This window comes from Sphingomonas sorbitolis (genome assembly GCF_036663875.1).
GTDB lineage: Bacteria > Pseudomonadota > Alphaproteobacteria > Sphingomonadales > Sphingomonadaceae > Sphingomonas.
The window spans coordinates 60,634-81,280 of record NZ_JAXOJS010000007.1 but is presented as its reverse complement, the minus strand read 5'-3'; the positions used below and the strand labels follow the sequence as shown (position 1 = coordinate 81,280).

At 64.0% G+C, this 20,647-nt stretch carries 15 protein-coding genes and 1 pseudogene; 11 read left to right on the top strand and 5 right to left on the bottom strand.

Annotation, left to right across the window (positions count from 1 at the left end):
* Positions 1-3,396 (bottom strand): M10 family metallopeptidase C-terminal domain-containing protein, encoded by a 3,396-nt coding sequence (locus U1763_RS18680; protein ID WP_332756429.1) that lies wholly within the window; start codon positions 3,394-3,396, stop codon positions 1-3.
* Between the two features lie 689 nt (positions 3,397-4,085).
* Here U1763_RS18680 and U1763_RS18675 point away from each other — a divergent pair.
* On the top strand, positions 4,086-5,033 hold the full coding sequence (locus U1763_RS18675) for a catalase family peroxidase (protein WP_332756428.1): 948 nt from the start codon (positions 4,086-4,088) through the stop codon (positions 5,031-5,033).
* Positions 5,034-5,145: 112 nt separating this feature from the next.
* The gene (locus U1763_RS18670; RefSeq protein ID WP_332756427.1) at positions 5,146-5,598 is read left to right on the top strand and encodes a group III truncated hemoglobin; all 453 of its coding nucleotides are present in this window, start codon (positions 5,146-5,148) and stop codon (positions 5,596-5,598) included.
* A gap of 25 nt (positions 5,599-5,623) precedes the next feature.
* Here the strand turns inward: U1763_RS18670 and U1763_RS18660 are convergent.
* Positions 5,624-7,051, bottom strand: a pseudogene (locus tag U1763_RS18660) (aminotransferase class I/II-fold pyridoxal phosphate-dependent enzyme).
* A 1,008-nt stretch (positions 7,052-8,059) separates the two neighbouring features.
* Complete coding sequence (locus tag U1763_RS18655) at positions 8,060-9,232, bottom strand: alpha-hydroxy acid oxidase (RefSeq protein WP_332756426.1); 1,173 nt, start codon at positions 9,230-9,232, stop codon at positions 8,060-8,062.
* A 207-nt stretch (positions 9,233-9,439) separates the two neighbouring features.
* On the opposite strand from U1763_RS18655, the gene U1763_RS18650 reads away from it, so the two are divergent.
* From U1763_RS18650 to U1763_RS18610, 9 genes are all read left to right on the top strand, one after another.
* Positions 9,440-9,907, top strand: a complete 468-nt coding sequence (locus tag U1763_RS18650; RefSeq protein WP_332756425.1) for an NUDIX domain-containing protein — start codon at positions 9,440-9,442, stop codon at positions 9,905-9,907.
* 132 nt (positions 9,908-10,039) lie between these two features.
* Positions 10,040-11,524, top strand: a complete 1,485-nt coding sequence (locus tag U1763_RS18645; protein WP_332756424.1) for a carboxylesterase/lipase family protein — start codon at positions 10,040-10,042, stop codon at positions 11,522-11,524.
* Positions 11,525-11,533: 9 nt separating this feature from the next.
* On the top strand, positions 11,534-12,295 hold the full coding sequence (locus U1763_RS18640; RefSeq protein ID WP_332756423.1) for an SDR family NAD(P)-dependent oxidoreductase: 762 nt from the start codon (positions 11,534-11,536) through the stop codon (positions 12,293-12,295).
* 129 nt (positions 12,296-12,424) lie between these two features.
* The gene (locus U1763_RS18635; RefSeq protein ID WP_332756422.1) at positions 12,425-14,608 is read left to right on the top strand and encodes a TonB-dependent receptor; all 2,184 of its coding nucleotides are present in this window, start codon (positions 12,425-12,427) and stop codon (positions 14,606-14,608) included.
* A 1-nt stretch (position 14,609) separates the two neighbouring features.
* Positions 14,610-16,013, top strand: a complete 1,404-nt coding sequence (locus U1763_RS18630) for an FAD-binding oxidoreductase (protein WP_332756421.1) — start codon at positions 14,610-14,612, stop codon at positions 16,011-16,013.
* Between the two features lie 51 nt (positions 16,014-16,064).
* Entirely contained in the window at positions 16,065-17,000 is a 936-nt protein-coding gene (locus U1763_RS18625) for an alpha/beta hydrolase (protein WP_332756420.1), read from the top strand.
* 9 nt (positions 17,001-17,009) lie between these two features.
* Entirely contained in the window at positions 17,010-18,314 is a 1,305-nt protein-coding gene (locus U1763_RS18620) for an MFS transporter (protein ID WP_332756419.1), read from the top strand.
* Between the two features lie 96 nt (positions 18,315-18,410).
* Entirely contained in the window at positions 18,411-19,163 is a 753-nt protein-coding gene (locus tag U1763_RS18615; RefSeq protein ID WP_332756418.1) for a helix-turn-helix transcriptional regulator, read from the top strand.
* Complete coding sequence (locus U1763_RS18610; RefSeq protein WP_332756417.1) at positions 19,160-19,882, top strand: FadR/GntR family transcriptional regulator; 723 nt, start codon at positions 19,160-19,162, stop codon at positions 19,880-19,882. The genes U1763_RS18615 and U1763_RS18610 overlap by 4 nt, the downstream gene beginning before the upstream one ends.
* Positions 19,883-20,171: 289 nt before the next feature.
* Here U1763_RS18610 and U1763_RS18605 read toward each other — a convergent pair whose 3' ends face one another.
* Both U1763_RS18605 and U1763_RS18600 read right to left on the bottom strand, forming a co-directional pair.
* Positions 20,172-20,315, bottom strand: coding sequence for an entericidin A/B family lipoprotein (locus U1763_RS18605; RefSeq protein ID WP_332756416.1), 144 nt, complete (start codon positions 20,313-20,315; stop codon positions 20,172-20,174).
* A 13-nt stretch (positions 20,316-20,328) separates the two neighbouring features.
* Positions 20,329-20,511, bottom strand: coding sequence for a hypothetical protein (locus U1763_RS18600; RefSeq protein ID WP_332756415.1), 183 nt, complete (start codon positions 20,509-20,511; stop codon positions 20,329-20,331).
* Positions 20,512-20,647 lie beyond the last annotated feature (136 nt).

Genomic DNA, 20,647 nt, shown 5'->3' with positions numbered 1-20,647 from the left:
CTACATGAAGAAATCGTTCGCAGTCAGGACATGATGGCCGGTCAGCGCGATCGAGAAATCGGCGGCCGAACCGCTGTCGGTATTGCCTTCGACGACGGTGAATTCCTTGCCGCCGATCATCTGGTAGCTGTAGCGGAGCTGGCCCGGCGCGGAAAACTTCGCGGTCGTGCCGATGAAGCTGAACGCCTGGTCGCCCCGCGCGAACAGCGAGCTGTTGGCGTCGATCATCGACAGGTCGATCTTGTCCTGCCCGACGACGAAGTCGGTGATGACGTCGCGCGACGACGACGTCAGGCTGTCGCCCTTCACCTCGAAGCGGAAGATGTCCGCGCCCGCGCCACCGGTCATGATGTCCATGTCGTCGCCACCCATCAGGATGTCATTGCCGTCGCCACCGTTGAGGATATCCTTGCCATCGCCACCGATCAGCGTGTCGTTGCCTGCGCCGCCGTTGAGCGTGTCGTTGCCGAGCCCGCCGGTCAGCTTGTCGTTGCCCCCGAGCCCGTTGAGCACGTCGTTGCCCCAGCCGCCATCGAGCACGTCCTGCTCGCCGGTGCCGTTGATCGTGTCGGCGAACATCGTGCCGGTCTTGGTCATCCCGACGATGTCGGTCACCCCGATCGTCAGCGTCTGCGTCTCGATCGCGCCGCGTGCGTCGGTCGCAACGACTGTCACGCCGTAGATATTGTCGCGGTTGAGGTCGGTCGGTGCCTCGTAATCGGGCGCGGTGACGAACTTCAGCACGCCAGTGGTCGCGTCGATCGAGAAATTGGCGCCATCACCGCCTGCACCGATCGAGTATTTGATCGAATCGCCCCAGACGATGTTCGCGTCGGTCGCGGTGATCGTGGTCAGCGCGGTGCCGTTCTCAGCGATCGACAGCGCGCCCGTGGTGCCGCCGCCGAACGAGGTCAGCACGGGGTCCACATTGGCCTGATGGCCGATCTTGACGTCGTGGACGCCGATCGCGCCGAGGTCGATCGTCAGGATCTCGCCGATCTGGCTCGTGATCTTGCCACCGCTCAGCGTCGTCCAGTCGGTGCCCGGCGCTTTGAGGTCGACGGTCACCTTGCCCTCACCCTCGACGGTGAACGCCAAGTCACGGCCGTCGCCGCTCAGCGTCGTCAGCGTCGCGCGCATCGGCAGCGCGGTGATGTGCGTCACGTCGTCGGCAACCGCGCCCATCGTTATCGCATAGGTGCCGCCCGCCTTGGGCAGGAACACCGTGTCCGCGTCATACGCGTACCAGTTGGCGACGCCCTTGATCACCTGGCCGTTGCTCTGGCCGTCGACGTCGAGCGAGAAGGTGCCGGTGGTCGCGCCGACCGTCGCGGTGATCGTGTTGCCGACCACGGTCGAGGTGATCGTCGCATTCTGGAAAGCGCTGACCCGGCCTGCGAGATCGGCGAGCGTGACGAACTCTACACCGGCGGCGGCAGCCTGCGCGATGAAGGTGGTGAACATCTGCTTGGTGTACAGGCTGGTGGCGCCGTCGCTGGCCCACATCGTCGGGCCATAGTCATGCCACGGCCACACGATGACGGGCGCATCGGCATTCGCGGTCAGCGCGCCGAATTCCTTCGCCCAGGTCGCGCTGGCCTCGGCGACGGTCTTCTTCTGGAACTCGATCAGCGAGAAGTCGAACGACGTGTTCGGCGCCAGATAGACCTTGTCGTCGGCGGCGTTCTGCGGCGTCATATAGCCGATCGCGTTGGGATAGCCCGCGCCGACGCCCGAATAGCCACCGCTGAGATACGTCACGTATTTCAGGATTTCCTGGCTGGTCGCGATCTGCTCGGGCGCACCCGGCACCGCGGCACCACCGACCGTCACGGTTTTGCCGAGATACGCGCTGAGCTGCTTTTCCAGCTCGGTCCGCGACTGGCCGAACTCGAACGCGATCTGCGCATCGGTCAGCAGGTTGGTGTCCATCGGATGCGTGTAGCTGTGCGTGCCGATCTCGTTGCCGGCATCGAGCAACGCCTTGTAGACCGGCAGCGACACCGCCCAGTCGGTCGCCTCGCCCTTGGCCGGATCGTTGCCGATATTGACGTAATAGCTGCCGACGAAATTATACGCGGTCTTCCACTCGGTCAGGATCGGCAGCAGCTTGTCGTAGATCCCGGGCGTGGTGCCGGCCGGATTGACCTCCTCGATCTGCTTGCTCTGGTCCATGTCGACGCGCGACGCGAACAGCCCGGCCTGGCGGGTCATCTGCAATCCGACCGACAGCGTATCGCCGTGGACCGAGTAATCGATCGCCTTCTGCAGCAGGTTGTCGTCGGCCATCACCGCTTCGCTCGAGAACAGCACGTTGCGCCCGCCGGTCTGCGTCGCGATCGCCGCCGAATAGGTCTGGCCGTTGACCGTCTCGGTGGCGATCGTCGTGCCCGTGCCGCTGACGCTCGTGAAAGCGTTCCAGCCGACACCGCTATACTGGCGGACGACCTGACCATCGCTATAGCCGTCGAGCACGAGATGCGACGCGTCGCTCGCCTTGACCGTCACGTCGGCGGGGAAGCCACCGGTCACGCGCGTGGCGTCGAACAACAGCTTCATCCGCACATAGGAATCGCCGGCGAGCGCGGTGTTGTCCGCGCCGTTGGTCATGAACTCGCCGGCCGCGACCAGGCCGATGCCGAACTGCTTGGTCGCCTGCTCCAGCGTCTGCGCGATCAGGTCTGCCTTGCTCGCCTCGACGTTGCGGAACGACGGGAAGACGATCGTGTCGTATTTGGCGAGCGTCGCCAGGCTGGTCAGGTCGCCCTCGGTCAGGATGTCGAACGGCACGCCGGCCTGCATCGCCTGGGACTGCGCGGCCATGAACAGCTGCGAATAGGCGGTCTTGCTGAAATAGGCGTTGGCGGTCGAATCGGACCAGACGATCGCGATCCGGTGCGACGGATCGGCGACGATGCCGGTGTCGTTGAAGACGGTGAAGGCGGGGTTCGAATAATTGCCGGGCAGGAACGCGGTGTCGTTGACGTCGTAGATCGTGTCGATCGCCTGCGGATTGCCGATCGCCGCCTTTGGCACCTTGAACTCGACGGTGGTCCGATCCGCCGACCAAGCCGCCTGAAGGCCGCTCGCGACCAGGGTCTGCCCCGCCGCGCCGCTGTAGAGCGACACCGTGCCGTCGGCCGCGAAGTTGACGTTGTACTCGGCGCCACCGGCAAACCCGAACACCTGGTAGCCGGTGGTCGCGTTGCGATCGGTGTTGAGCCACGCGGTGGTGTTCGCGCCGATCGCGGTGGGGGCGGTGATCGCGAAGGCGAAGTCTGCGCCGTCGCTGCGCGCATAGATCGCGTATCCGGTGCCGAGCCCGCGATCGATGCGGTCGCCGGCGGTCCAGTCGTTCAGGTTGCCATCGACCGTTATCGGTGCTGCGTTCGCCATCGTTCGTCCCCGTTTCGCCACAGGCCTCACGCCGGGCTGAGGCTGCCCGCCATGAAACTGACCGTGCCCTAGCGAATACAGTCAGCCTTTCGAACAGCTTAGATGGTCAGTTTGCACCGAACCTGTATCAGCGTGGTACGGGGATGGCTCTGTTGATCCTGGGGCCCGGGCGGGGGGGCGAGATGAGCCAATACACAACAAAGGTAGGATTTGATATCCGCCAAGGGTTCGGGCTTCCGCGCCGGCTACATAGTAGTTTTGATGCAGGCGTGAACGAGCGCGCGAAGTCGAAAACAGAAAATGGTGTGCGAACGTCTTAAATGGGGTCTTGCCCGCCAAGGACTCTCTATCGGTGAAATACAACCAGGGTATGTCGATCCATAATCGGGTAGCTTGGTGTCAAATTTAGAATGTCGCGGAGATGAACGAGCGCCTAAAGTTGGTCTGATGAGAAGGAAGCGGTAAATCCGACTGTGGGTAATGACGTCGATCGGCGATGGTACGGTCGTTTTGCTGGTTCTTGGGCCTGTCGGTTTTGGAAACGCAGTCTACTCAGGGCTCATCGCCGATGTAAGGCGAAGGGGAATTTGCTCATGTCGAAGGTCAATAGCCAAACCCTGGCGGCGTCGCAGTCACGCTCCTTTTGCACGAGAGCGCTCAGCAACATCCTCCGTTCGGCTGCTTCAACGGTGCTATTGCTCACCGCGACCGCGAACGCGACCGCGACCGCACAGGATAAGCCTGTCGAAACGGGGCGAGACCTGGTCGAGGATCTCCATACCGCATTTGGCGAGCATCACGCGCGCGCCGTGCACACCAAGGGTATCATTCTCGAGGGGCGGTTCGAGCCCACGAGAGCCGCGCGATCGCTGAGCCGGGCGCCGTTGTTCGAGCATGCTACGCCGGTCATCGTGCGCTTTTCGAACTTTACCGGTTTTCCAAACATTGCCGACAATGACCCCGGCGCCAACCCACGTGGCATGGCGATAAAGTTCGGGTCGCCTGCCGCTCCTTCACTCGACATCGTCACGCACAATTTCGACGGGTTCCCGACCCGGACCGCAACGGAGTTCGGCGCGCTGCTGCGTGCGATCGGCACGAGTGGTCCCGGGGTTGCCACACCGACGCCGCTCGACGGGTTTCTTGCCACACATCCAGATGCCAAGACGTTCCTGACGACGCAGCACCCGGCGCCGCTGAGTTACGCGACGACGGCGTATTTCGGGGTCAATGCAGTGACTTTCACCGACCGCAATGGACGTGCGCGACCGGTGCGCTATCGCTTCGTCCCCGCCGCGGGCGAGCATTATTTCGGTACCGGGGCGGACCCGGCGCCTGACTATCTGCAGCCTGAGATCGCCAAACGCGTCAAGGACGGGCCGGTCCGCTTCGACTGGTATGCGCAGCTCAGCGAGCGCGGGGACCTGCTTGACGATCCGTCGATCGCGTGGCCGTCGCGCCGGAAACTGGTAAAGCTGGGCACGATCACGATCGCAATGCTGGCTGCGAACACCGCCGAAGCCGACCGTGCGCTGACATTCCTCCCGGGGCGGATGCCGGACGGAATCGCTGCCGCCGACCCGATGCTCGCGACCCGCACCGAGGCGTACCCGGTATCGTTCGGCGAGCGGCAATAATTTGCGGCCGCTCGCCGGTGGTTCATGGAAGATCGCCAATGTTGAAGCCGCGCCGGTACGATCCCGCGATTAGCGTGTCGTTCGGTGCAGGCGCGTTTAAGGAAACCCAGTCATGACGGGAACCCAGCATGCAACAGCCGCACGGGACGCGAAGCGGCGAAATGCGGAGGCGCTCGGTATCGACGAGGCCTTTGTCGCGCGAATGATCGAGCGGTTCTACGCCAAGGTGCGGCTAGACGACGTCCTCGGACCGATCTTTGCCGCGCATGTGGCCGACTGGACGCCGCATCTCGTACAAATGAACCACTTCTGGCGTTCCATACTGTTCAGCTCGGGCGAATTCGCTGGAAATCCGATGCTCAAGCACGTCGTCATTCCCGATCTCGGGCGTGCCGAGTTCGCCCATTGGCTCATGCTGTTCGAGGAGACGCTCGGCGAAATCGGAACCGAGGCGGCACGGGGTCACGTGATCGAGCGCGCCCGGAACATCGCGAACAGCCTGCTCAGCGCGGCGATCGTGCATCAAGGCGGCGGCCTTGGCCTGAGCAAGGCCGATATGCTCTAAGCGGCGATGCGCGGGGCTCTCGCGGTCATCGAAGGGGCCGGGTCCGCACAGTCCCATGCTGCTGCGCAAGCAACGCATCGATCAGCAATCGCACTTGTCGCTGGACGCGGGGCACGACCGAAGCATCGCGAAGCGGATCCGCGGCAAACGCGTCATCGGCGAACACGAGTGCATCGGGCATCACGATCACACCCATGTGCTGGAGAATCGTGCGAAGGTGCTGCAGCGCGATCGCGCCGCTCTCGACGTCTTCGGTAACGGACATGATCGCTGCGATCTTGTCGCGGAAAGGGGCAAGGCCGCCGGTGCCGAAGGTCGGCTGAGATCCCCATTCAAGGGCGTTCTTGAGCAGGATCGAGCCCGAGCCGTTATACCCCGGGGAACAGATGAGCAGACCCTCGACGAGAAAGGCCGCCAGCGCGAGTTGGGTCGTGGCATTCGGCGCGGGATTGAGGAAGGCTGCGACCTCGCCAAACCGCTCGGCGAGCGACAGCGGCGCGACGACGAACCCGAGGCCGAGCGCCGGGCTGAGCGTCTTGCCAAAGCTGCCGACATGGATCACCCGGCCGTTCGGATCGGTCCCCGCGAACGCCGGCACTGCGCGTCCCGACAACTGGAGTTCGCTCAGGTAATCATCCTCGATGATCCAGCCGTCTTCGCGCACTGCCCACGCCACGAGCTCCCGCCGGCGCCGTGGCGACAGGGCGACTCCGGTCGGCGCCTGCTGCCCCGCCGTCACCACCGCGATCGCCGCGTCGGGGGCGATCTCGACCCCGCGGGCGACCTACATGCCGGTGAGTTCCAGCGCCCGCCGCGCCATCGGAAATCCCGGATCTTCCATCCAGGCGGTGCGGCCTTGTGCCTGCAACGTCAAAATCGCGAGGCTCAGGCCATTCTTGTAGCCGCTTGTCAGAATGATCTGGTCGGGCAAGCACAGAATACCGCGCGCGATCGCCAGATAGCTTGCGATCTGCGCGCGAAGATCGGGATGGCCGCGCGGATCGGGAGGGCCAACCGGTGCCATCGCATCGTCGCGCACCGCCTTCGTCCGCATCCGTGACCAGAGTTTCGCCGGGAAAGCGTCCTGGGCCGGTACGCCCATCTGGAAGGGGAGCGGCTTCAGATAGAAGCCGCGCTCGATCCCCTGCATCGGGCGCGGAATGTCGACATGAACCGCGGCAGGCAGGGTAATCGGTTTTTCCGCGACACGCGTTCCGGCGGCGCCAGAGGATATCACGAGCGACTCATCGATCAGCCGTTCGTACGCCGTCCTGACGGTACCTCGGGCGACGCCAAGCTGAGTCGCCATGTCGAGCCATGATGGCAGCCGGGCGCCAGGCTCCAGCCGCCCCTCGACGATCGCTTCGCGCAAATTTATCGTTATCTGTTCGGCGATTGGAACAGGTCGATCGCGATCGATGACGATCGACAGGGGCGAAGCAGCCGATGGCATGCTCATGTTCGTTTCCCTGAAAGTTAGTTTGCCCTGCCGGTCAGGTGGTATCGCTGTACAGCTTCGTCGCAGGACTGTCTCGAGGTCTTCCAATGTTCTGAGGAATTATAGATTCTTGGGTCGAGGGTATTGGACAGGCACTGGGCACTGAGCAACGGCAGTCCAAGACTAAGCTTATCACGCAAAAGCAGCGAAGTCTCGTGGCTCGCCTGAAGCCTGCCTAGCCGTTTGCGACCTGAACAGAGATCCCAAAAATCGCCACTGAACGAGCGGCAGGTTTCGGGAGGCGATGAGCGCCACTTGAGCGACTGCTTATAGTTCCTGCCGGCCGTAAAAGGATTATAGGCCCGCGAGCCCATGCAGAAACGTCAGTCGATCTGCTGCTGTTATGGCTGGGTGAGAGCCGTAGAAGCCGACTAAATGGTTCAGCTAAGCCATGGAACGTCTAAACTTAGCAAGAAGTACGCAATAACCATCGCCGCGTTGTTAATGTTACTGCTTGCTTCCTGCGTGTCTCAATAGGCGATGCATTCACCGACGCAGGGCATGACAGCGGTGTACTTGCCGCCTGTGCGCTTGGGCGGACAGGGACGCTTGATCTTCCACCAAGCGCCCGCACCGACGCCGCGTGCGCCTCTCGCCGGGTTGACGGCAGATTACATACCCGGTCCCTGGTCGATCTTTTCGAGAAGAGCGACAGGCCCAATTTCGAGTTTCAATTGGCGCTCGAAAGATCGCGGGAGTGCCAAGCGATAACTGGCACGCCCAATTGTGGGCGAAAACAGAATGACCGGAGTGGGAAGAAAAACGGAACAGCCGCTTTCAAGCGCTCAAGTGGCGAAAGCTGACGTTCGCTCATACGGTGAGACAGGGCGATTGCGGAACGGCTGTTCATAGTCGTGAGCTGTCGGTGCAATGTTGTTAATTAATCGGTTCTAGCTTCTAGACCGACGCGGCATAGACCAAATTTTCAGTCGGCTCGGATATTTCCGACGTATTCTCAAAATGCTACGCCGGATTGCGCGAGTTTACCCGAACTCGAACATGGCGGCGGGAAAGGGTCGCGAGATCGTTTACGCCGGCTAGGGTCATCGTGCGCTCGAACTCCTCGGTCAGCAGCGTCAGCGCGCGGTTGACGCCTGCCTCTCCGCCTGCCGCTAGGCCGTACAGATAAGGGCGCCCGATCGAACAGGCGGTCGCCCCCAGTGCGAGCGCCTTCACGATGTCCGAGCCACGCCGAATGCCGCCGTCGCAGATCACATCCGGCGCATCGCCAACGGTGTCGCGCACTGCCGCGATCTGGTCGATCGGTGCAGGCGCTCCGTCGAGTTGGCGGCCGCCATGGTTTGATACCATCACGCCGGTCGCGCCCGACGCGATCGAACGTCGCGCGTCCTCGGGCGTCATCACGCCCTTGATCGCGAGCGGCCCGTTCCACTCGCGGGCGAGCCATTCGACATCGCGCCAACCGACCGACCTATCGAACTGGCCGCCGATATAATCGAACAGGCTCATCGGCCCCGACGCGAGCGCGTCGATCTTGTGGCTGACGTTCGCGAGATCGAATTTGGACCCCGTCAGCGCGGGCAGCGACCATGAGGGATGACGCGCGAAGCTCAGCAACGACTTCAGTGTCAGCTTGGGCGGCAGGGACAGTCCGCTGCGCCTGTCTCGCTCGCGGTTGCCGGCTACAGGTGTGTCGACCGTCAACGCCAGTCCGTGGAAGCCTGCGTCCCGGCAGCGAGCGACGAACTCTGCGGTAAGGCCGCGGTCCTTGAAAATATAGATCTGGAAAACCTTCGGTCCGGCGAAGGCCTGGGCAAGGTCTTCCAGCCGCGTCGTTCCCATTGTCGACAGGCTGTAGAGGATGCCGTGGCGTGCGGCCGCGCGCGCTACGGCGAGTTCGGCATGGCCGTGGAACATTCGGGTAAGCCCTGTCGGCGCCAGCATCAGCGGCCAGCGCGATGGCTGTCCGAAGAGCGTCGTGCCGGTCCGGATTTCCGAGACGTCGTTCAGGACGTCCGGCACCAGCTCGTAGTTCGAAAATGCGCTGACGTTTCGGCGCAGCGACACTTCGTCGTCGGCGCCGCCGTCGATATAGTCGAAGATCGGTCGCGGCAGCCGTTTGCGTGCCATCAGGCGCAGATCGGAAATGTTGTTCGCACGTTGAAGTCGCGTCATGGGCCCTGCCACTGGTTGAAGTCGGTGCGGATTGCTCCCGTGATCAGGATGTCGGAGAAGCCATTTCAATCTGACCGCATTCGGAGCGAGCTACAAAACCATTCGCTGTGCCCGTCCGCTGCTTGGTTGTGCCTCCCAACGGCATCGGGCGTAAACCAAGTTCCCGGGTACTTTGGGACGAGTCGACAAACGCAGAGGGATAGAAGCGTGGGTGTGCGTCATCGATTGATCGGCAGGATAGCGAGCCTCGTATGGCGGATCGGCAAGCCGCGCACGATCGGTGTTCGCGCGCTATTGCTGGACCGGGACGGGCGGGTCGCGCTGGTGCGGCACACCTATGACGACCACTGGTATCTCCCCGGCGGCGGCGTGAAGAAGGGCGAGAGTATCGCCGCCGCGCTGATGCGCGAGCTTGCCGAGGAAGTGGCGATCGCTGACCCGGTGATCGAGCGGGTGCTCGGCGTCTATCACAGCCGCGGGGAGGGCAAGGACGACCATATCGTCATCTTCGTCGTGCGAACCGCGGCCAGCGGTGTGCTCGCTCGAGCTGACCTGCGGGAGATCGAACAGGCCGGCTGGTTCACGCTGGGCGACCTGCCGGAGACGACATCGCCCGCGACCCGACGGCGCATCGCCGAATACCAGCAGTGCGCGACCGGGACTGGGGCCTGGTAACGGGGGCGCTTGTCGGCCCACCGGACTGCACGATAAAAGCAACGATGCGCATAACGTGAGTTCGCGACGTGCGTTGCCGGACTGCTACCTTTGTCCTCCGACCGCGGTTGCGGATCGGGAGGAGAGAACATCGTGAGCCAACCCATCGTCTCGACCGCCGCCGGTATCGTGCAGGGGAGTGCCGCGGACGACGTGCGGCGGTTCCTCGGTATACCCTACGCCGCGGCGCCGGTGGGCGCCAACCGCTTCGCGCCGCCACAACCGGTCGTGCCGTGGCAAGGCGTGCGCGACGCAACGGCGGCCGGCCCCAACGCGCCGCAGCGGACCAAGGCGTTCCCAGGCCTCGATACCGTGCCGCTGATTGGTGAAGGCTGGGCGCCGGGCGACGACTATCTGACGGCGAATATCTGGCGGCCCGATGACCACCGGACTGGCCTGCCGGTGATGGTGTTCATCCACGGCGGCGGGTTCGTCATCGGCAGCAAGGATGCGCCGGTGCAGGACGGCAGCACGTTCGCGCGAGACGGCGTGATCTGCGTCGCAATCAATTACCGGATGGGCGTGGACGGCTTCCTGCCGATCCCGGGCGTGCCGACTAACCTTGGTCTGCGCGATATGATCGCGGCGCTGACATGGGTACGGGACGGCATCACCGCGTTCGGCGGCGATCCGGGCAACGTCACGGTGTTCGGTGAGTCCGCGGGTGCCATGGCGATCGCCGACCTGATCGCCTCGCCGCTCGCCAAGGGATTGTTCCGGCGCGCGATCGTCCAGAGCGGCCATGGCGGGATGACGCGCTCGGTCCCGGTGATGCAGCGCTTGGTGAAGAAGCTCGCGAAGATCCTGAAGATTACCCCCGATGCGACTGGCTTCGGCAGCGTGCCGTATGACGCGCTGATCGACGCGGTCGAGGCAGTATCCGCACCGACCGCGCGGATCGATCTGCGCGACGAGGCGGGCCATGAACCGGTGTTCGGGATCAGCCGCTTCGTCCCCGTCCACGGCGACGACGTGTTGCCACAACGTCCGCTCGATGCGCTGGCGAACGGCGCGGGCGCGGAGGTCGACCTGCTGATCGGCACCAATGCCGAGGAAATGAACCTGTATCTCGTCCCCACCGGCGTGCGCGACAAGATCGGACGGTTGCTTGCCACCTATGTCCTCCACAAATCCCAACCCCGTGCGCGGCAAGTGCTGAAGGCGTACGGGATCGGGACGAAGGGCAAGAAGCCGGGGCAGGCGCTGACCGAAGCGATGAACGATCTCGTCTTTCGCTGGCCCGCGCGGCGGTTTGCGGAAGCGCACAAGGGGCGCACGCACATGTACGAGTTCGACTGGCGTTCGCCGATGTTCGGCGGCGAGCTTGGCGCCTCGCACGGTATGGAGCTGCCGTTCGTGTTCGACACCCTGGCGTGTGCGACCGGCGAGCAGGGTCTGTGCGGACCCAATCCGCCGCAGGATCTTGCCGAACGGATGCACGCACTGTGGATCCGCTTCGCGACCGATGGCCGCCTGCCTTGGGTCGAATTCGATGCCGAGACACGGCAGGTCTATTCGCTTGTCCGACAGGAGGCGCGACACGAGCCCGTCATGCCGGCCGCACCCTTCCTGCCCTGAGGACCGCCGATGTATCTCGAAAGACTGAAGCTGACCGGCCGCCGTGCTCTCGTGACGGGTGGCGCGGCGGGGATCGGCCTGGCCTGTGCCGAAGCGCTGGCGGAGATGGGGGCGCACGTGACGATCGCCGACCGCGACGAGGCGGCGATTGTGGCCGGACAGGCGGCGCTCGCGGACAAGGGCTATGCGGTCGACGGCATCGCGATGGACGTGACCGACTCGGCACGCGTCACCACGGTCGCCGATCAGCTCGGGGCGATCGACATCCTCGTCAACAATGCCGGCATCGCGCGCAGTGAAACCCCAGCGGAAGACGTCGCCGACGAGCATTGGCTGAACGTACTCGACGTCAATCTCAACGGCACCTTCTGGTGCGCGCGCGCCTTTGGCCGGCACATGCTGGCGGCGGGGAGGGGCGCGATCGTCAATGTCGGGTCGATGAGCGGATTTATCGTCAACCGGCCGCAACCACAAAGCTATTACAACGCATCGAAGGCCGCAGTGCATCAGCTGACCAGGAGCCTCGCTGCCGAATGGGCACCACGCGGCGTCCGCGTCAACGCGGTCGCGCCGACCTACATCAACACCGTTCTCAACAGCTTCGCGGACCGTGAAGGTGAAATGTACAAGCGCTGGATCGACGGCACGCCGCAGGGCCGTCTCGGCGAACCCGAAGAAGTCGCGTCGATCGTTGCATTCCTGGCGTCGGATGCGGCGAGCCTGATGACCGGCAGCATCGTACTCGCCGACGGCGGCTATAGCTGTTGGTAACGCACCGATTGGCGAAGCCCGCGAGCCGGACGGCATAGCGCGAGACCTTTCATATAGGTAAGCTATCGGATAGCTCTGACTGTAGAAGTAGCCGGCAATGGATCGGCGCTCTACAGGGATGAGGATCCAATGCGCTTTAAGACATTGCTCGCCGCAGGATGCGCCGCCGCCGCCTTCACGACCGTGCCAGCCTTCGCTCAGGACGCTGCCGTATCGGCGACGCAGGACGCCGCCGATACGGCCAAGACCGCAACGCCCGTCAGCTCCGATGACATCGTCGTCACCGCCCGCCAGCGCCAGGAGTCGCTGAAAGACGTGCCGATTGCAGTCACCGCGATCACCGGCGATCGGCTGAAGGAACTGCAGGTCAACACGGTGAAGGACATCGCGTCCTACACCCCCGGCCTCAACATCAACTCGGACAGCGTCGGTCGCGCGTTCGTGTCGATCCGCGGCATCGGCACGACACTGATCGATACGGTACAGCCGGGCGTCGGTATCTTCATCGACGGCGTCTATCAGCCGAACACGTCCTACCTCAACTCGCCAATCGTCGACGTCGCGCGGATCGAAGTGCTGCGTGGGCCGCAGGGGACGCTGTTCGGCAACAACACGCTGGGCGGCGCGATCAACGTCATCACGCGCCAGCCTGGTAACGAGTGGGAAGGGCGGTTCGACGCCGCGGTCGCCGGCACGGACAATTACGCGTCGGTCTCGGGCTCTGTCAGCGGGCCGATCGTACGCGACCTGCTGCAGTTCCGGATCGGCGCGTCCTACCACGAGCAGGACGGCTTCATGCGCAACACGCTGACGATCGGCGACATGAACCCGCTGAAGCAGCAGAGTGTCGGCGGCACGCTGCGCTTCACGCCGGCCGATTGGGCGGTGTTCACGGTCAACGGCAATTACGACCGGACCGCGGGCGGCAGCACGTCGTATATCCACGTCGCCGGGCCGACCGATTACCGCCTCGACGGCGCGACTAATGTCCTCAACCGCGCGGTAATCGACTATTACGGCGCGAACGTGAAGGGTGAGTTCGATGCCACCTCGCTGAAAACCAAGATCACCGCGATCGGCGCCTACAACCAGAAGAATGTCGCCGGAATCAACGACGGTGATTTCAGCGCGGTCGACCTGCTCCGCACCCGCGGTGGTTCGACCTTGAAGACCAAGACCGCCGAACTGCGCTTCGATACGCAGTGGAGCGACGCGTTCTCGACGTTGATCGGGCTGTACGGCAACCGCTACACGCAGACGAGCGACCAGCTGACGACGATCGATTTCCGCGCGCTGCTGGGGCCGACCTTCCCGGCGCCGGCCTCGACCACGCCGTCGTCGACCTATGTCCGCAACGACACGCGCGCGATCTTCGCCACCGCGTTCCTGAAAGTCGGCACGCTCGATCTCGCGGTCGGTGGGCGCTACGATCACCAGAAGCTGGTCGCGAGCCAGGTCAACGGCACCACGCCCTATACCGCGCCCGAGTACAAGAAGGACCAGTTCCAGCCGCGTGTCACGCTGACTCAGCACTGGACGCCGGCGGTAATGAGCTACGCGTCGGTCGCCAAGGGTATCCGCGGCGGTGGCCAGAACGGTCCGGGTACGCGGCCGGAGGATGCGACCTACAAGGGCGACAATGTCTGGACCTACGAACTCGGCACCAAGTTCGACGCGTTCGACCGTCGCCTGACGATCAACGCCGACGTGTTCTATAATGACTACAAGGACTTTATCGGCCAGAATTCGCTGGCGCCCAACACCAGCGGGGGATTCGTCGCGATCAACCTCAACACCGGCACCGTCGAAAGCTACGGCGCCGAAGTTGAGGCACATCTTCGCGTGACGAACCAGTGGCGGATCGATGCCGGCGCGTCCTATCTCCATGCCCGCATCACCGACGACAGCCAGTATTTCGCGACCACCGGCGTCCACGTATCGAGCGACCGGATCATCTTCACGCCCGACTATAATTTTAACTTCAATACGACCTACACCGTGCCGATCGGTGCCAATGCGGTGTTGCTCGATGCCGGAATCTTCGGGAAGGGCAGCCGCATCGGCTCCTCGCTCGACCCCAATGTAGCGCCGAAACTATCGGCCTATGCGATCACCAATGCGTCGCTCGGCTTCCGTTTCTCGAGCGGCCTGACCGTCACCGCGTTCGGCACGAACCTGTTCAACACCAAGTTCATCGAAAGCTATATCGACAAGTCGGCGCTGGTGCGGGCCGGGCTCGCGCCGCTGGCGTCGAACCTCGCCATTCAGGGCGACCGCCGCCGCTACGGCGTGCGCGCGAGCTTCCGGTTCTAGGATGACCATGCATTTCGACACCATAGAACGCGCACCGCTCGACCCCGCGTTCGTCGCGGCGCTCGAGCAGCGGTTCGGCGACGCGCTCCAGATGAGCGACGCGATGCGGCTCCACCACGGCAGCAGCGAGGCGCATTTCGCACCGATGCTGCCCGACGCGGTCGTCTTCGCGCGATCGACCGAGGAGGTGGTCGATCTCGTCAAGCTGTGCACCGCCGCCAAGGTGCCGATCGTGGCGTTCGGGGCTGGCACCTCGATCGAGGGCAACACGCTGGCGGTGCAAGGTGGCGTGTCGGTCGACCTGTCCGAGATGACGCAAATCGTGTCGATCAACGCCGAGGATTTCGACTGCACGGTGCAGGCCGGGGTCCGTCGCGAACAGTTGAACGAGCATATCCGCGACCTGGGGTTGTTCTTCCCGATCGATCCCGGCGCCAATGCGACGATCGGCGGGATGGCCGCGACGCGCGCAAGCGGTACCAACGCGGTGCGCTACGGCACGATGCGCGAGGCTGTACTGAGCCTGCGCGTGGTAACGCCCGACGGTCGCGAGATCCGCACCAGCCGCCGCGCGCGCAAGTCGGCGGCGGGCTATGACCTGACCCGGCTGTTCGTCGGCTCCGAGGGTACGCTCGGGATCATCACCGAAGTGACGCTGCGGCTTCATGGGATACCCGAGGCGATCTCGTCCGCGGTGTGCAGCTTCGACACGCTGAACGGCGCGGTCGATACGGTGGTGCAGGCGATCCAGATCGGCGTGCCGCTCGCTCGCGTCGAGATCCTCGACGACATGCAGATGAAGGCGGTCAACGCCTGGTCGAAGCTCGATTACCCGGAACTGACGACGCTGTTCTTCGAATTCCACGGCTCGCCGCGCTATGTCGACGAACAGGCCGAGACGGTGCGCGAACTCGCGGCGGCGAACGGCGGCGGCGACTTCCGTTGGTCGAATCTGCCCGAGGAACGCTCGAAGCTGTGGAAGGCGCGGCACGAGGCGTATTACGCTGCGGTCAACCTGCGCCCCGGCGCGGTCGGCTGGGCGACCGACGTGTGCGTGCCGATCAGCCGCCTGGCGGAGTGCATCGGCGAGACGAAGGCCGACCTCCAGGCCTCGTCGGTCCCGGCAACCATTCTCGGCCATGTCGGCGACGGCAATTTCCACGTCGTGTTCTCGATCGATCCGGAGTCCGAAGCCGAACTGGCCGAGGTTTCGGCGATCAATTCACGGATGGTCGAGCGGGCGCTGGCGATGGATGGCACGTGCACCGGGGAGCACGGGATCGGTATCGGCAAGCAGGATTGGCTGGTCGCCGAACTCGGCGATGCGGTCGATCTGATGCGGACGTTGAAGCATGCTCTCGACCCGCACAACCTGTTCAATCCGGGCAAGATCTTCGCGTTCTGAACGCCGTTCCAATATCGAACGCGCGTCATAACAACGATCGTGGAGAGAATGATGGACAGCCTGCACCTGGTGGATCCGACGCTGCGCCCGCTGCTGGAGATGTTGCCGCCGATATCGCTCGCCGCCGATATCCTGCCGGCGATGCGAGACCGGCCTTCGATGTTTCCCCCGGCCGACGAGTCGCTGGCGACGCTGGAGATCCATACGGTTCCAGGGCCTGCCGGAGCGCCCGATATCGATTTGCACGTCTTCCGCCCAGTGGGCGTCACCGGCATTTTGCCGTGCATCTATCACATCCACGGCGGCGGCTATGTGATGGGCAAGGTCAGCGATTACGATCCGCTGGTCCGTCCGCTGATCGCCGACCTTCAGTGCGTCATGGTGTCGGTCGAATACCGCTTGGCGCCGGAAACGAACTTCCCCGGCCCGATCGAGGATTGCTATGCCGGGCTCGCCTGGACGATCGCCCATGCCGAGGACCTCGGAATCGATCCGACCCGGCTCGGCGTGATGGGGCAGAGTGCGGGCGGCGGGTATGCCGCGGCGCTGGCGCTGATGGTGCGCGACCGTGGTGAGTATGCACTAGCGTTCCAGCACCTGATCTACCCGATGCTCGATGATCGCACCTGCACAGCGCCACCGCATCCGTATGCCGGCGAGTTCGTGTGGACGGGGCAGAGCAACCGCTTCGGCTGGAGTTCGTTGCTCGGCCACGCGCCCGGTGGCGACGACGTCTCGCCCTACGCCGCACCCGCCCGCGCGACCGATCTCGGCAACCTGCCGCGTACCTATATCGCGACCGGTGCGCTCGATCTCTTCGTCGACGAGGACATCGACTACGCGACACGGCTGATCCGCGCGGGCGTGCCGGTCGAGCTTCACGTCTATCCCGGCGGCTATCACGCCTTCGATGTCTTCGCCGACGGCCCGGTCTCGCAACAGGCGCGCCGCGACAGCCACGAGGCACTGCGCCGTGCGCTTGCATAAGGACCTCCCATGACCGATTTCGCCCGACCGATCGAGGCAACTTCACCGCCGTTCGCAAGGACGCTGCTGCCGTTGCTCGCGCTCGCGCTGGCGATGGCGGTCGGCTTCACGATGATGGGCTCGTTTGGGACGGTCCAGGAGGGCGCGAAAGCCGAACTTCACCTGAGCGACTATACGCTGAGCCTGATCCAGGGGCTGTCGGCGGCACTGCCTCTCGCCGTGTTCTCGATCCCGATCGGGATCCTGGTCGATCGCTACAACCGCGTGCGGATGATGATCACGCTCGCGCTCGTGTGGACGCTGGGCACGGTGCTGACCGGGCTCGCGCACGGCGTGCCCGTGCTGTTCGTCGCGCGCATGCTGACCGGGATCGGCACGACCGGCGCCTTGACCGCAGCGCTGTCGCTGTGCGCCGACTTTTGCGTTCCAACGCAGCGCGGCAGGGCCATGCTGATCGTCAACCTCGGCAAGTCGCTCGGCGTTGCGCTCGCCCTGGGCTTGTCAGGCGCGCTGTTCGGCCTGTTCGCCCATGGCGGCGCGCCGTCATGGTTCGCAAGCATGATGCCGTGGCGCAGCGTCCATCTCGGCCTCGCAGTCATCAGCGTGTTTGCCATCCTGCCGCTGTTGCTGTTGCGCGAGCCGGCGCGACAGGAGGTTGCGGCGGGCACGCATGCGCCGTTCAAAATCGTGGCCGGCGAACTCTGGGCGCGGCGCGTGTTCCTGATCCCGTTGTTCATCGGCCAGATCAGCGTCGTGATGGCCGATGCCGCCGCCGGGATCTGGGTCTCGCCGGTCCTGTCGCGCAATTTCCACCTGCAGCCCGACCAGTTCGCCGGCTGGATGGGCGCGCTGCTCTTTGGCTCGGGCGTCGTCGGTGCGGTCGTCGGTGGCCTGTCCGCCGACCGGGGGCAGAAAAGCGGGCGGCGCGGCGGTCTGCTGATCGGTGCGATCGTTGCCGCCGCCGTCGGCGTGCCTGCCGCGCTGTTCCCGATCATGCCCTCGGTCCCGCTGTTCGGGGTCGCGGTCGGCCTGCTCGTGACGTGCGGCGCGGTGACGGGTGTCGTGACCTCGGTGGCGTTGACCGTGCTGATCCCCAACGAACTCCGCGGGTTGTGCATCGGCGCGTTCATCGCGATCGCCGGGCTGATCGGCTACGGGCTCGCACCGACGCTGGTCGCGGCGGCAAGCGGCATGCTGGGCGGCGAGGCGCATCTCGCGCAAGGTCTCGCGATCGTCGGCGTGGTGACCAGCGCGATCTCCGTCATCGCCTTCACGATGGCGATGCGTCGCGCACCGGTATCGGCAACCGCCTGACCTGTAAGATAGCTCTTGCACGAGCTATCCGATAGCTGCATGATCAACTCAATCCCGGCAATCGGGAACAGGAGATCGGTGTTGGGCGAGGGTAGCATGCAGAAGGAACGGGTCACGGTGTCGCCCGAGATGGCGGCCTTCATCGGCGAGGGCTTAGTCGACCCGACGGCTGTTTCCGCCGACGCGGTAGTCCTCTGCTTCACGGTGGGTGAGGACGCGCCGGCGCAAGTCACCGTCACCACCGGCACGGTGCCCTCGGAGGAGCGCGCGATCCTCGTCCTTGCGGTCGAACGTGGCGCCTGCCTGCGGGTCTTCGATTATGCGCCCGACGCGAACATCGCGTGCCATCTGCCGAGCGAGTTGCGGATGATGGTCGCCGCGATCCTCGATTGCACGCTACCCGAACCCTGGCGCAGCACGCATCGTTCGGCAAAATGCATCGAGCTCCTGTCCAGCACGTTCCAGCGGATCGTCGAGGACGACCTTGTCCCTCTTGCGGGTGCCGGGCAATTGTCCGCCCGCGACAGCCAGCGGATCGTCGCGGCAAAGCGGATGATCGACGAGCGCTGGGGCGAGAAGATGACGCTCGACTCCATCGCGCGCGCCTGTGGACTGAACCGGGCAAAGCTCACGCGCGGGTTTCGCGACATGTTCGCCTGCACGGTCGCCGACGCGCTGCTCGACCGGCGGCTCGGGGCGGCGCGTCAGTTGCTGATCGCGACCGACCTGCCGGTATCGTCGATCGGATACCAGTGCGGCTATCTCAACAACGCCAGTTTCACGCGTGCCTTCTCGCGGCAGTTCGGAGCGACCCCGTCGTCGCTGCGCGCACCACGGCTCGCGGCATGAGCGCGGCGAGCCTGCGACTAGTCGAGGGCGGCTCGCTCGTCGATCAGGCGGTCCACGCGGTCCGCACGCACATCCGCACGAACGATATGAAGGTCGGCGACACGCTGCCCTCGGAAGGGCATTTCGCGACCGAGCTGGGCGTCAGCCGGCCGGTACTGCGCGAGGCGTTCGGCGCGCTGGCAGCGTTGCGGTTGATCGACGTCGGCAACGGCCGGCGTGCGCGCGTTGCCGCGATCGACGGATCGGTGATGGCGACCTCGCTTGATCATGCCGTAGCGACGGCGCAGATCTCGATGGTGCAGATCTGGGACGTGCGCCGCACGCTGGAACTCCGCACCGCCGAACTCGCTGCGATCGAACGCACCGACGACGAGGCGCGGACGATCGTCGGCCTGGCCGAGGCGATGGAAGCGGCGGGTACCGATGTCGATGCGCTGACCCGCCACGACATCGCGTTTCACCAGGCGATCGCGCAGGCGGGGCGCAACATGCTGTTTTTGCAGATCGTCCGCTCGTTCGCGCCGATGATGGTCCATGCTGTGCCTGCCGCCTGGGCAACGCGAACCACCGCGCGGCAGCGTACCGCCGTGTTGGCGCACCATCACGACCTGGCGCGCACGATAGCCGATCGTGATCCGAAAGCTGCGATCGCCGCAATGAATACGCATTTCGTCGCATCCATCGGCGATCTGTTCGCCCGTCGTGAGAATGGTAATTAGTCGGCGTCCGCCATCTGGATGGAAGGGCTTTAGCTGACGATAATAGAGCGTTCGTATCCGGGGCGCCATCGACCGCACCTGAGCATCGGCGACTGCGTCTGGGCACCAAAACCTAGTCTACCTCACGAGTTCACGCCGAACGATACCTAGCGAAAAGCGTAGTAAAAATCCCGCCAGTGGCCGGATATTGTAAAGTCTGGCGCGTTGGAAGTATAGGCAATCGAAAAAGCCAAGAGCGGATGAATGATTGGGGAACGGCGATTTGACGAAGTCCCCAATCTATTGTGCTCTACTTCTTCTTGCCGCTCTCGCCTGAGGCGTTCGATACAGCCGTTCCTGCGGATTTCACGTCTTTGCCGACGCCGTTGACGGTATGGCAACCGGTCAAGAACAGCCCTGCGGCAAGGACGGTCAGTGTAAATGCTTGTTTCATATGTCTTTCCAGTTTAATGCTTGAGGTGAATCGTGCCAACACGGCGCGAAAGGGGTTTGGCCCGAGAAGATTCTTCGGTATCTACCGACTTTACGCCGACATTAGTCTGCGATGGCGAAATGCCGGTAAGTTCACACAGCGTATCCGTGACCGAAATTCTGGCCACGTTGGAAAATTTACTGGTATCCTTCTGCATGATGAACGCTCCCTCGTTCGGTGGCTTGGCCAAGTTACTGTTATCTAACCAAAGGCGAACGCAGCCGACAGATCGATTTGTCGTGCCGAAATAGTATTTTCGACATGAGCGGCGGATGACAGCGTTGTTCCGAGTC